Origin of the sequence: Aeromonas sp. 600886 (assembly GCF_049174935.1) — a bacterium.
GTDB classification, from domain to species: domain Bacteria; phylum Pseudomonadota; class Gammaproteobacteria; order Enterobacterales; family Aeromonadaceae; genus Aeromonas; species Aeromonas veronii_A.
On sequence record NZ_JAAKUB010000022.1, the window covers coordinates 50492 to 63083 of the forward strand.

Sequence of the window (12592 nt, forward strand, 5' to 3'; positions counted from 1 at the left end):
TTGCCGTGGTGGTGGAATTGGTAGACACGCTATCTTGAGGGGGTAGTGCTCTAGGGTGTGCGGGTTCGAGTCCCGCCCACGGCACCAATTAAGCAGTGAGCTCGGGAAACCGAGTGTATTATAGCCAGTCAGTCTTGTATCGAGAGAGTGAAGTGGCTATAATCTCGCACGATTTCGGACGCGGGGTGGAGCAGCATGGTAGCTCGTCGGGCTCATAACCCGAAGGTCGTCGGTTCAAATCCGGCCCCCGCAACCAAATTTCACGCATTTCCTACGCTCAGGAAGGCGGTCGCTGCGAGGCGACAATCAGGGTAAAGCGCCAAGCCCCGATTTGACATCGGGGCTTTTTGTTATGTGCAATTTACTCTGAATCGATATCTATCTGGGCTTTATGCCCTTTTTTTGTTTTTCGGAGGGTGACTTTGGCTACGTTGGAACAACGTTTGACCGATCTGCTCGAGGCTCCGGTCGTTGCCTTGGGTTTTGAACTTTGGGGTATTGAGTTTATCCGCGCGGGTAAACACTCCACCTTGCGTGTCTATATCGACGGCGAGCAGGGTGTGACTGTCGAGAACTGTGCTGAGGTCAGCCATCAGGTTGGCGCCATCATGGACGTCGAAGATCCCATCACCGAGGAGTACTACCTCGAGGTATCCTCCCCAGGCCTGGATCGTCCCCTGTTCAAGGTTGCCCATTTCGAAAAATACGTTGGCCAAGAGGCGGCGGTAACGCTTCGGATGGCAACAAACAACCGCCGCAAGTTCAAAGGCGTAATCAAAGCTGTGCAAGGCGACATGATCACCCTGACAGTAGATGGTAAGGACGACGTGTTGGCTTTCACCAATATCCAAAAAGCGAACATAGTGCCGAACTTTGGTTAACGAGGCTATCGGATATGAATAAAGAGATTTTGCTGGTCGTTGACGCAGTATCCAACGAGAAAGCGGTACCCCGCGAGAAGATCTTCCAGGCTCTGGAAACCGCGCTGGCGACTGCGACCAAGAAGAAATATGAAGGCGAGATTGAAGTTCGGGTCGAAATCGATCGCAAGACTGGTGACTACGACACTTATCGCCGCTGGGTAGTCATTGCGGATCAAGCCGCGATGGAGAACCCCTATGCTGAAATCACCCTGGAAGCGGCGCAGATCGATCAGCCGGAAATCCAGATCGGTGAGTATGTTGAAGACCAGATCGACTCTGTAACCTTCGACCGCATCACTACCCAGACCGCCAAGCAGGTTATCGTGCAGAAAGTGCGCGAAGCCGAGCGTTCACAAGTAGTTGATCAGTTTAAAGATAAAGAAGGCACCATCATCAGTGGTGTGGTCAAGAAGAGTAACCGCGACAACGTCATCCTGGATCTGGGCAGCAATGCTGAAGCCGTGATCTTCCGTGATGACATGCTGCCGCGTGAAACCTTCCGCCCGGGTGACCGTGTCCGTGGCCTGCTCTATGCAGTGCGTCCGGAAGCCCGTGGTTCCCAGCTGTTTGTCAGCCGTTCCAGCCCGGACTTCCTGAAAGAGCTGTTCCGTATCGAAGTACCGGAGATCGGTGAAGAGATGATCGAAATCATGGGCGCTGCCCGTGATCCGGGTTCCCGCGCCAAGATCGCGGTGAAGACCAACGATCGTCGTATCGACCCGATCGGTGCCTGTATCGGTATGCGTGGTGCCCGTGTGCAAGCTGTCTCCGCAGAGCTGAGCGGTGAGCGCGCCGACATCGTGCTGTACGATGACAACCCGGCCCAGTACGTGATCAATGCCATGGCGCCTGCCGATGTGGCCTCCATCATCGTTGATGAAGACAACCACACCATGGATATCGCCGTGGAAGCTGCCAACCTGGCTCAGGCCATCGGTCGCAATGGTCAGAACGTGCGTCTGGCCTCCCAGCTGACCGGTTGGGAGCTGAATGTGATGACCGTTGAGGACATGCGTGCCAAGCACCAGGCCGAAAACGACCGCATCATGAACCTGTTCACCAGCACCCTGGATATCGACGACGATTTCGCCGGGCTGCTGATGGAAGAGGGCTTCTCGACCCTAGAAGAGATCGCCTTCGTACCGGTCAACGAGTTGCTGGCTATTGACGGTCTGGATGAAGACATGGTCGAAGAGCTGCGCAAGCGTGCCAAAGATGCCCTGACTACCCAGGCGCTGGCCAAAGAGGAGTCCTTTGATGGCGTCGAGCCGTCCGAAGAGCTGCTCAATCTGAACGGTCTGAGTCGTGAACTGGCATACGCTCTGGCGGGCCGCGGCGTGGGCACCCTGGAAGATTTGGCTGAGCAAGGTATTGATGACCTTGCTGGTATTGAAGGGCTGACTGCCGAGAAGGCGGGTGAGCTCATTATGGCTGCTCGCAATATCTGTTGGTTCGGAGAAGAGCAGTCTTAAGTAAGATCAAACGGAGGAAAATGAATGGCAGAAGTATCAGTCAAACAACTTGCCACTGACATCGACACACCGGTTGATCGTCTTCTCCAGCAGTTTGTCGATGCCGGTATCAGCAAGAGCAAGGCCGACGACATGGTCAGCGAGTCTGAAAAGCAGACTCTGCTGGCACACCTGAAGAAACAGCATGGAGGTGACGAGGTCGCCGCTCCTGCCCGCATGACTTTGCAGCGCAAGACCAAGAGCACCATCAGTGTTCAGGGAACCGGCGGCAAGAACAAAGAAGTGCAGGTGGAAGTTCGCAAATCTCGCACCTATGTAAGACGCTCGGCGCTGGAAGAAGAACAGCGTCAGGCGGAAGCCGAGGAAACAGCGCGTTTGGAAGCAGAAGAAAAAGCTCGTCGCGAGGCCGAAGAGAAGGCTCGCCTCGAAGCTGAAGAGAAGGCTCGCCGTGAGGCTGAGCAGGCTCGTCGTGAAGCTGAGGAAAAGGCGCGGATCGAGGCACAATCAAAGGCTCGACAGGCTTCACAGCCCGCCAAAGCAGCCAGTAGCACAGCTCAGCAAGAGGCAGAAAAGATGGCCAAGCGCGAAGCAGAAGAACTGAAGCGCCAACAGGAACAAACAGCTTTGAAAAAAGCTGAAGAACTCGCCGCGAAGAAAGCCGAAGAGGCTCGTCTCATGGCGGAACAGAACGCAGCCCGCTGGGCTGAAGAAGAGGCCGCTCGCGCCAAAGAGAGCAGCGACTACCATCTGACCACCAACAAGCATGCGCAAGCCGCAGAAGACGAGTTGGATCGGAAAGAAGAGACCAGCCGTCGTACTGCCGCTGCCGCTGTCAAGGCCCCGAAAAAGGCGGGTCGTCGCGATGATGATCGCAATGATCGCAACTCCCGTGATCCGCGTGCCCGTAAAGGCAAACGTGGCAAGGTCGCTACCCCGAACGCCATGAAGCACGGCTTCAACAAGCCGGCTGCCGTGGTGAACCGTGACGTTGTCATCGGTGAGACCATCACCGTGGCCGAGCTGGCCAACAAGATGGCCGTCAAGGGCGTTGAAGTCATCAAGGCGATGATGAAGATGGGGGCCATGGCCACCATCAACCAGGTGATCGACCAGGAGACCGCTCAGCTGGTCGCCGAGGAGATGGGTCACAAGGTTGTGCTGCGTCGCGAGAACGAGCTGGAAGAGGCGGTACTGTCCGATCGTGACGAGACCTCCGAAGCCAAGCCCCGTGCACCGGTCGTGACCATCATGGGTCACGTTGACCACGGCAAGACCTCGCTGCTGGACTACATTCGTAAAGCCAAGGTTGCTGCTGGCGAGGCCGGTGGTATTACCCAGCATATCGGTGCTTACCACGTTCAGACCGATAGCGGCATGATCACCTTCCTGGATACTCCGGGTCACGCGGCGTTTACCTCCATGCGTGCTCGCGGTGCCAAGGCGACCGACATCGTTGTTCTGGTCGTTGCTGCTGACGACGGCGTGATGCCGCAAACCATCGAAGCTATCCAGCACGCCAAGGCTGCCGGTGTGCCGCTGGTTGTGGCAGTCAACAAGATCGACAAGCCGGAAGCGGATCCGGATCGCGTCAAGACCGAGTTGGCTCGTTACAACGTCATGTCCGAGGATTGGGGTGGAGACTGCCAGTTCGTGCACGTATCTGCCAAGTCCGGTCAGGGTATCGACGATCTGCTGGAAGCCATCCTGATCCAGGCTGAAGTACTGGAGCTGAAAGCGGTGGTTGACGGTATGGCCAACGGCGTCGTGATCGAATCCTTCCTGGATAAAGGTCGTGGTCCGGTTGCTACCGTACTGGTACAAGAAGGTACTCTGCGTCAGGGCGACATCGTTCTGTGTGGTCTCGAGTACGGCCGTGTTCGCGCCATGCGTGACGAACTGGGTCGCGAGATCAAGGAAGCGGGTCCGTCCCTGCCGGTGGAAATCCTGGGTCTCTCCGGCGTTCCCTCTGCCGGTGACGAAGCCACCGTTGTCCGTGACGAGAAGAAAGCCCGTGAAGTGGCGCTCTACCGTCAAGGCAAGTTCCGCGAAGTCAAGCTGGCTCGCCAGCAGAAGGCCAAGCTGGAAAACATGTTCGCTAACATGACCGAGGGCGAAGTGTCCGAAGTGAACGTGGTGATCAAGGCCGACGTACAAGGTTCTGTGGAAGCGATCTGCGATGCGCTGGTCAAACTCTCCACCGACGAAGTGAAGGTGAAGATCGTGGGTTCCGGCGTAGGTGGTATCACCGAAACCGACGCGACCCTGGCTGCCGCTTCCAGCGCCATCCTGGTTGGTTTCAACGTCCGTGCCGACGCGTCTGCGCGCAAGGTTATCGAATCCGAGAGCCTGGATCTGCGTTACTACTCCGTCATCTATGACCTGATCGACGAAGTGAAGCAGGCCATGAGCGGCAAGCTGGCCCCAGAGTATCGTCAGGAAATCATCGGTCTGGCTGAAGTGCGTAGCGTCTTCAAGTCTCCGAAGTTCGGCGCCGTTGCCGGCTGTATGGTTACCGAAGGTGTGGTCAAGCGTTCCAACCGTATCCGCGTTCTGCGTGACAACGTGGTTATCTATGAAGGCGAGCTGGAATCCCTGCGCCGCTTCAAGGATGACGTCAACGAAGTTCGCAACGGCTACGAGTGTGGTATCGCGGTCAAGAACTACAACGACGTGCGCGAAGGCGACCAGATCGAAGTTTACGAGACTGTTGAAATCCAACGGACTCTGTAAGCCGAGAGTTAGACAAAATAGGGGGCCGCGGCCCCCTTTTATCGCAGGATAGAATATGGCCAGAGAATTCAGCCGGACCCGTCGGGTCGGACAGCAGATCCAGCGTGAAATCGCGCTGATCCTGCAGCGCGAGGTGAAAGACCCGCGCATCGGCATGGTGACCGTTTCCGATGTGGAAGTGTCCCGTGACCTCAACTATGCCAAAATTTACGTCACCTTCTTGCAGCTGGAAAATGATGCCGAGCGCATCAAGGAAGGCTTGCAGGGTCTGACCGAAGCAGCCGGATATATCCGTAGTCTGCTGGGCAGTGCCATGCGTCTGCGCGTGGTGCCCGAGCTGCGTTTCTACTACGACCAGACCCTGGTCGAGGGGATGCGTCTCTCCAACCTGGTGACCAAGACTGTGCGTGAAGACAAGCGCCGCATGGCCGAATCCGGCCGTGACGAAGAAGCTGAATCCGCACCGGATGACACGACTGAGGATAAAGCCTGAGATGACCCGAAGACGTCGTTTCAAGGGCCGTGATGTGCACGGCATTCTGCTGCTGGACAAGCCGACCGGCCTGACCTCCAACGATGTGTTGCAGAAGGTCAAGCGGATTTACAACGCTGCCAAGGCCGGTCATACCGGGGCGCTGGATCCGCTGGCGACCGGCATGCTGCCGATTTGCCTCGGTGAGGCCACCAAGTTCTCCCAGTATCTGCTGGAAGCGGACAAGCGCTATGAGGTGACCGCCAAACTGGGCGAGCGCACCAACACCAGCGACTCCGATGGTGAGGTGGTCTCCACCCGTCCGGTGAACGTGGCTGTCGGTACCCTGATCGAGGCGCTGGACCAGTTCCGCGGCCCCATCATGCAGGTGCCGTCCATGTACTCCGCGCTCAAGCACAACGGCCGTCCGCTCTACGAATATGCCCGCGAAGGCATCGAGATTGAGCGTGAAGCCCGTCCCATCACCGTATTCGAGCTCAAACTGCTGAGTTTCGAAGGTGATGAAGTGCGCCTTGAAGTGCACTGCAGCAAGGGCACCTATATCCGCTCTCTGGTGGATGATCTGGGTGAAGTGCTGGGTTGTGGCGCCCACGTGACCCAGTTGCGCCGTACCCAGGTGGCCAGCTATCCGTACGAGCGGATGCTGACTCTGGAGCAGCTCGAGTGTATTTTCGAGCAGGCCAAGGCCGAGAGCATCCCGCCGCGCGAGCAGCTGGATCCCCTGTTGCTGCCGATGGATACTGCCGTGGCAAGCTTGCCCGAGGTGAACATGCTGGCTGTTGTGGCTGCCTATGTGAATCAGGGCCAGGCCGTGCAGGTGGCGGGTGCGCCGCACAGCGGTCAGGTTCGTATGACGGTCGGCCCGGAGCGCGAGTTCATCGGGGTTGGCGAGATTGATGATGATGGCCGCGTCGCCCCCAAGCGACTGGTACGTTATCACGACGAGGAGTGATCCTCAGGCGGTATCGGCGTGCTCTTTCCCTCTCTCGCTTCTTTCTCGTTGCGAAAATGGGCAGGGACGATTATCATACCGCCCTCATTTCACGGCTGAATTAGAGATTGGCTGTGAACCTTTAAACACTCTACTGGAGTAATACCATGTCTCTAAATGCTGAGATCAAAGCTCAAATCGTTGCCGAGCACGCTCGTGGCGCCAACGACACCGGTTCCCCCGAAGTGCAAGTTGCCCTGCTGACTGCCCAGATCAACCATCTGCAAGGTCACTTCAAAGAGCACTCCAAGGACCACCACGGTCGTCGCGGTCTGCTGCGCATGGTTTCCCAGCGTCGTAAGCTGCTGGACTACCTGAAGCGTAAAGATTCCGAGCGTTATGCTGCTCTGATCGCCAAGCTGGGTCTGCGTCGTTAATCGACCATCAGATTTCGCGAAAAGGGGAACCTCCGGGTTCCCCTTTTTTATTGCTCTTTAGCGGCTTGTTGCCATCCTCACAGAATTTGTGTCGCCGCTTACCTTTTGCATCGAATCAAGTATACTTGTGCGCGAATTTAAAGAGCCAAATTGTAAAAAGGAAATTCACGTGAATCCTATTGTTAAGTCATTCCAGTACGGTCAACACACCGTCACACTGGAAACCGGTGTGATGGCCCGTCAAGCCACTGCGGCCGTTATGGTCAGCATGGACGATACCTGTGTATTTGTGACCGTCGTAGGCAAGAAAGAGGCCGATCACGGCCGTGATTTCTTCCCGCTGACCGTCAACTACCAGGAGCGTACCTATGCTGCTGGTCGTATCCCGGGTGGTTTCTTCCGTCGTGAAGGCCGTCCGAGCGAAGGCGAGACCCTCATCTCCCGTCTGATCGACCGTCCAATTCGTCCGTTGTTCCCGGAAGGCTTCTTCAATGAGGTTCAGGTGGTTGCCACCGTCATGTCCGTGAATCCGGCAGTCTCCCCCGATATCGTTGCCATGATCGGCGCCTCTGCTGCGCTGGCCATCTCCGGCATTCCGTTTGGCGGCCCGATCGGTGCTGCTCGCGTGGGTTACATGAACGGTCAGTATGTGCTGAACCCGACCACCACCGAACTGCCACAGAGCGATCTGGATCTGGTTGTTGCCGGTACTGCCAACGCCGTACTGATGGTTGAGTCCGAAGCGGCCATCCTCTCCGAAGAGGTGATGCTGGGCGCCGTGGTATACGGTCACGAGCAGATGCAGACCGTTATCAACGCCATCAACGAATTTGCCGCTGCCGTCGGCACCAAGCCGTGGGACTGGACTCCGCCTGTCGTCAACGAAGCGCTGAAAGCCAAGGTTGCCGAGCTGGCGAGCGCCGAGCTGGGTGAAGCCTACCGCATCACCGAGAAGGCTGTTCGTTACGAAACCATCGCGGCCATCAAGGGTCGTGTGGTTGAGCAAGTTATCGCTTCCGGCGTGGAAGAAGATGCCAAGAAGATCGGCGAAGAGTTCCACAGCCTGGAAAGCCGCATCGTTCGTGGCCGCGTAGTGCGTGGTGAGCCGCGTATCGATGGTCGCGATCCGGAAATGATCCGTGCCCTGTCTGTCGCTACCGGCGTATTGCCCCGTGCTCACGGTTCTGCCCTGTTCACTCGTGGTGAAACCCAGGCTATGGTCGTTGCGACCCTGGGTACCGAGCGTGACGCCCAGAACATCGACGAGCTGACCGGCAACCGTGCCGATCGCTTCATGCTACACTACAACTTCCCGCCATACTGCGTCGGTGAGACCGGCATGATGGGTAGCCCGAAGCGTCGTGAAATCGGTCACGGCCGTCTGGCCAAGCGCGGCGTTGCTGCCGTGATGCCGAGTGCTGCCGAGTTCCCGTACGTGGTGCGCGTGGTGTCTGAAATCACTGAATCCAACGGCTCCTCCTCCATGGCGTCTGTCTGTGGTTCCTCTCTGGCGCTGATGGATGCCGGTGTGCCGATCAAGGCTTCCGTCGCCGGTATCGCCATGGGTCTGGTGAAGGAAGAAGAAGGTTTCGTCGTGCTGTCCGACATTCTGGGTGACGAAGATCACCTGGGCGACATGGACTTCAAAGTAGCCGGTACCACCGAAGGTGTGACCGCGCTGCAAATGGACATCAAGATCGAAGGCATCACCAAAGAGATCATGGAGATTGCGCTGAAGCAAGCTCGTGGTGCTCGTCTGCACATCCTGAAAGTGATGGATGAAGCAATCCAGGCTCCCCGTGCCCAGATCTCCGATTTCGCACCGCGTATCCACACCATCAAGATCAATCCTGAGAAGATCAAGGACGTGATCGGTAAGGGTGGTTCCGTGATCCGTGCGCTGACCGAAGAGACCGGCACCAACATCGAGTTGGACGATGACGGTACTGTACGTATCTCCGCTGTGGCCAACGAAGCTGCCATGGAAGCGATCCGTCGCATTGAGGCCATCACCGCCGAGATCGAAGTGAACCGCATCTATGAAGGTAAAGTTGTCCGTCTGGCCGATTTCGGTGCATTCGTCAACATCCTGCCGGGCAAAGATGGTCTGGTACACATCTCCCAGATCACCGATGCTCGCGTTCAGAACGTGGCTGACCACCTGACTATCGGTGACGTGGTCAAGGTGAAGGTACTGGAAGTGGACCGTCAGGGCCGCGTACGTCTCTCCATCAAGGAAGCGAACGCTCCGACTGATGCAGCCCCGGCTGCTGATGCTCCGGTTGCTGCCGAAGCGCCTGCCGCAGAGTAATCTGTCCTCCTGAACCGGATTCTCCGGTTGCAGTAAAAAGTCCGGCGCCCTTTGGGGCGCCGGACTTTTTTATGCGCTCAGGCTCATCACGCCGAAGTTGGCTCTCTGCTCAGGATGTGGTGGGCATTGCCGGAGCCTCAAGAGGTCAGGTTAGAAAAGTGTTGCGAAGGGGGAGGGAGAACGGTGTGGGAGAAAGGAGCCTGAGGATTCAGGCTCCTGATAAGGATCAGGCCTCGTTGGCGTGGGCCTTCTGACACCCTTCGACGGCGTGAGCAATCAGTTCCAGTGCGCTCTGGTCGCACGGTGGCAACTCGGCCTCGCACTTGTTGATAGGGGTAACACGATCGCCCCACTTGATGATGGCTGCGCCCCAGGTCAGGCCGGCACCGAAGGCGGCAGTCAGCAGATAGGAATTCGGCTTGACGCGCCCCTGCTCCAGCGCTTCGCACAGGGCGATAGGTACGGTAGCGGCGGAGGTGTTGCCGTAGTTTTCGATGTTGACCATCACCTTCTCCATCGGCGCATTCATCCGTTTGGCGAGGGTCTCGATGATGCGGATATTGGCCTGGTGCGGCACGATCAGGTCGACCTGCTCCGGCGCAATACCGGCCTGCGCCAGCACAGTGCTGGTGGCCTCACCCATGCCGCGCACAGCACGTTTGAAGATCTCCGGCCCTTCGAAGTTGAAGGTGAACAGGCCATCGATATCGGCAAAACGCACCCGGTCGGTACCGAAGTTCGGTACATGCAGGATCTCCCGCGCTTCGCTGTCGCAACCCAGCTTGTTGGCGATCAGGCCACACTCCTGCTCGCTTGCCTCTATCACCACGGCACCGGCACCATCGCCAAACAGTACGGCGGTATCGCGGCGTGCCCAGTCCAGCAGGTAGGTGAGGCGCTCGGCGCCAATCACCAGCACCTTCTTCATCATGCCAGTCTGCACCAGCGAGGTAGCGACGGAGAGGGAGTAGACGAAACCGGTGCAGGCCGCGTTGAGGTCAAACACGGCGGCGTTGACGGCGCCCAGCTTCTTTTGCACCGCAGAGACGGCACTTGGCAGCAGGTTGTCCGGGGTGGCGGTGGCCAGGATGATGCCATCGAGATCGCTGGCTTCCAGACCGGCGCAGGCCAGTGCGCGGCGACCGGCCAGGGTGGCGAGATCCGAGGTGCTGACATGGGAGATCCGGCGGGCCTTGATGCCGGTGCGCGGATAGATCCACTCGTCTGATGTATCCATGATGGTGCTGAGGTCGTCGTTGGTCAGCACGGAGGGAGGCAGGCATTTGCCCCAGCCGGTGATATTGGCGTATTTCATCTTGTTACCGCTTCTCAAGTGGATCGCCCGCGGGCGGAAAATCGTGCAATTATGCCGTACGAGACAACCACTGTCATCTTGTGGTCATGGTTATGTGCGGGGTGCTCAGCTGTGCCATCTAGTCGCAAAGGGCTGCAACGCGCTGAACATGGCAGGAAATTTCGCTTAAAGCGCGGGACTCCTCTGCCCTAAGATAGGCATTTCGCCACCGATGAGGGTATCTCCTTGCTCAGAGCCAATCTCAACTTGTTGCCGACCCTCAAGGTGCTGCTGGAGACCCGCAATATCAGCCGCGCCGCCGAGCGTCTGCACCTGAGTCAGCCCTCCATCAGCAAGCAGCTTGCCCAGTTGCGCAGCGAGTTTGATGACGAGTTGCTGGTGCGAGAGGGGCAACGCTGGCTGCTGACGCCACGGGCCGAACAGTTGGCTGCCCAGCTGGCGGATTCTCTCGGTGCGCTGGAGCGGCTCTACGAGGCGCCCGGGTTTGACCCGAGCCGCTGCGAGCGGGTATTTCGGCTCGCCTCTTCTGATTATGTGGCTCAGCATATCCTGCCTGATATCTGCGCCGCGCTCGCCAAAGAGGCGCCGTTGGCGGCGCTGGAGTACAGCCTGTGGGACAAGCGTCAGCTGCCGCAACTGTGGCAGTCGGAGCTGGATCTGGTCTCCACCATCACCGAGCAGGTACCGGAGCAGATCCGTGGTCTGCATCAGGGGGAAGATCGGCTGGCGGTGCTGATGGGATGTCACCACCCGCTGGCAGGCAAGACGCTTAATCTCGATGACTATCTCGCCTGGCCTCACCTGCAGGTGAGTGGCGGTGGCGACAAGGACAGCCCGGTGGAGCAGGTGTTGGCGCCGCAGGGACTGAGTCGGCGCTGGTTTGCCAGAGTTCCCTTCTTTCAGGCGGCAGTGGAGGTGTTGCTGCGCACCGATTGCCTGATGACCACCCCGGCCCATATCGCCTGGCAGCTCTCCTGTGGCCATGAGCTCACCTTTGTCGATCTGCCCTTTGCTACCCGCGACCAGCAGTATCATCTGCTGTGGCATCAGCGCCACCATCAGGATCCAGCCCACCGCTGGTTTCGCGAGCTGGCCTACCCCTTCCTGCGGGATCATCTGCAACGCACCGTTGGCGAGAGTCGCAAGCTGCTCGATCTCGGCGGTTAGCCCCGGTCAGTTGTGTGGCGTTATAGCCATGGGTTATGGAATCTATTCATAACTTTCACTACTGGCATAATGGCTCAGCCCGTACCCTGAGTGCAGGTCATCATATCGAGCACAAAAGAGGAAAAGCATGGAACTGACGAGTTGGCTGGCACTGGCCGCAATCTGCGTGATGGGGGCCATCAGCCCGGGGCCGAGTCTGGCGCTGATCATCCGCAACACGGTGCAGGGCGGGCAGGGGCATGGCGTCGCTACTGCGCTTGGCCACGGCCTCGGGGTTGGTATCTATGCGCTGGTCACGGCGCTCGGCCTTTCCATTTTGATCACCCAGACACCGATCCTGTTTGATCTGATCCGCTACGGCGGCGCCGCGTTTCTTGCCTGGCTCGGGGTGAAAGCCCTGCTGGCAAAACCAGCCAGTGACGAAGGGAATGAAGAGGTACATCAGTTGCGCGGTCGGCAAGGGGCCTTTGAAGGTTTTATGGTTGCCTTCCTTAACCCCCAACTGGCGGTTTTCTTCATCGCTCTGTTCAGCCAGTTTGTGCGGGCTGATACCGGCTGGAGCGAAGGGGGCATCATGATGCTCACCGCGGGCGGGCTCGATGCCGTCTGGTACGTGCTGGTGGCGCTGGTGCTCTCCCGCGGGCCGGTGCTGGCGTGGCTTAAAGCCAAATCCTTTGTGATCGACAAGGTGAGCGGCCTGGTGCTGCTCGGGCTGGCGCTCAAGGTGGTTATCTAATCCTGTATTTTGCGGATACCTTAAGCGGGATCAAGGCACGCGGGTGGTGAATGGGCTAGAGTAGCGCCCATTTGCTG

10 protein-coding genes and 2 tRNA genes are annotated in these 12592 nt (G+C 58.1%); 11 read left to right on the plus strand and 1 reads right to left on the minus strand.

Annotation, left to right across the window (positions count from 1 at the left end; all coding sequences use genetic code 11):
* Positions 1–2: 2 nt before the first annotated feature.
* From G5179_RS16255 to pnp, 9 genes are all read left to right on the plus strand, one after another.
* Positions 3–87, plus strand: a tRNA-Leu gene (locus G5179_RS16255).
* Between the two features lie 92 nt (positions 88–179).
* Positions 180–256 (plus strand) — tRNA-Met (locus G5179_RS16260).
* 166 nt (positions 257–422) lie between these two features.
* Positions 423–881 carry a ribosome maturation factor RimP gene (gene rimP, locus G5179_RS16265; protein WP_005338809.1) on the plus strand — a complete coding sequence of 153 codons (459 nt, stop codon included), beginning with the start codon at positions 423–425 and terminating at the stop codon, positions 879–881.
* A 14-nt stretch (positions 882–895) separates the two neighbouring features.
* Positions 896–2395: a transcription termination factor NusA gene (gene nusA, locus G5179_RS16270; protein ID WP_421205885.1), complete on the plus strand. Its 1500-nt coding sequence runs from the start codon at positions 896–898 to the stop codon at positions 2393–2395.
* 24 nt (positions 2396–2419) lie between these two features.
* Positions 2420–5125 carry a translation initiation factor IF-2 gene (gene infB, locus G5179_RS16275; RefSeq protein WP_421258727.1) on the plus strand — a complete coding sequence of 902 codons (2706 nt, stop codon included), beginning with the start codon at positions 2420–2422 and terminating at the stop codon, positions 5123–5125.
* Between the two features lie 55 nt (positions 5126–5180).
* Entirely contained in the window at positions 5181–5618 is a 438-nt protein-coding gene (gene rbfA / locus G5179_RS16280) for a 30S ribosome-binding factor RbfA (RefSeq protein ID WP_236296001.1), read from the plus strand.
* 1 nt (position 5619) lies between these two features.
* Positions 5620–6570: a tRNA pseudouridine(55) synthase TruB gene (gene truB / locus G5179_RS16285; protein ID WP_245094887.1), complete on the plus strand. Its 951-nt coding sequence runs from the start codon at positions 5620–5622 to the stop codon at positions 6568–6570.
* A 146-nt stretch (positions 6571–6716) separates the two neighbouring features.
* Entirely contained in the window at positions 6717–6986 is a 270-nt protein-coding gene (gene rpsO / locus G5179_RS16290; protein ID WP_216979371.1) for a 30S ribosomal protein S15, read from the plus strand.
* Positions 6987–7155: 169 nt separating this feature from the next.
* A complete protein-coding gene (pnp, locus tag G5179_RS16295) occupies positions 7156–9297 on the plus strand; it encodes a polyribonucleotide nucleotidyltransferase (RefSeq protein ID WP_216979370.1) in 2142 nt (713 codons plus the stop codon).
* Between the two features lie 226 nt (positions 9298–9523).
* On the opposite strand, the gene G5179_RS16300 is transcribed toward pnp, so the two are convergent.
* Positions 9524–10612, minus strand: coding sequence for a ketoacyl-ACP synthase III (locus tag G5179_RS16300; protein ID WP_421258728.1), 1089 nt, complete (start codon positions 10610–10612; stop codon positions 9524–9526).
* A gap of 225 nt (positions 10613–10837) precedes the next feature.
* On the opposite strand from G5179_RS16300, the gene G5179_RS16305 reads away from it, so the two are divergent.
* On the plus strand, positions 10838–11779 hold the full coding sequence (locus tag G5179_RS16305; RefSeq protein ID WP_421258729.1) for a LysR family transcriptional regulator: 942 nt from the start codon (positions 10838–10840) through the stop codon (positions 11777–11779).
* 127 nt (positions 11780–11906) lie between these two features.
* Positions 11907–12515: a LysE family translocator gene (locus tag G5179_RS16310; RefSeq protein WP_421258730.1), complete on the plus strand. Its 609-nt coding sequence runs from the start codon at positions 11907–11909 to the stop codon at positions 12513–12515.
* The last annotated feature ends 77 nt before the right edge of the window (positions 12516–12592 follow it).

Bases quoted from the DNA above. Each gene is read 5' to 3' on its own strand.
- G5179_RS16310 (WP_421258730.1), top strand. From the start codon at position 11,907: ATGGAACTGACGAGTTGGCTGGCACTGGCCGCAATCTGCGTGATGGGG.
- nusA (WP_421205885.1), top strand. From the start codon at position 896: ATGAATAAAGAGATTTTGCTGGTCGTTGACGCAGTATCCAACGAGAAA.
- rpsO (WP_216979371.1), top strand. From the start codon at position 6,717: ATGTCTCTAAATGCTGAGATCAAAGCTCAAATCGTTGCCGAGCACGCT.
- truB (WP_245094887.1), top strand. From the start codon at position 5,620: ATGACCCGAAGACGTCGTTTCAAGGGCCGTGATGTGCACGGCATTCTG.
- G5179_RS16300 (WP_421258728.1), bottom strand. From the start codon at position 10,612: ATGAAATACGCCAATATCACCGGCTGGGGCAAATGCCTGCCTCCCTCC.
- rbfA (WP_236296001.1), top strand. From the start codon at position 5,181: ATGGCCAGAGAATTCAGCCGGACCCGTCGGGTCGGACAGCAGATCCAG.
- infB (WP_421258727.1), top strand. From the start codon at position 2,420: ATGGCAGAAGTATCAGTCAAACAACTTGCCACTGACATCGACACACCG.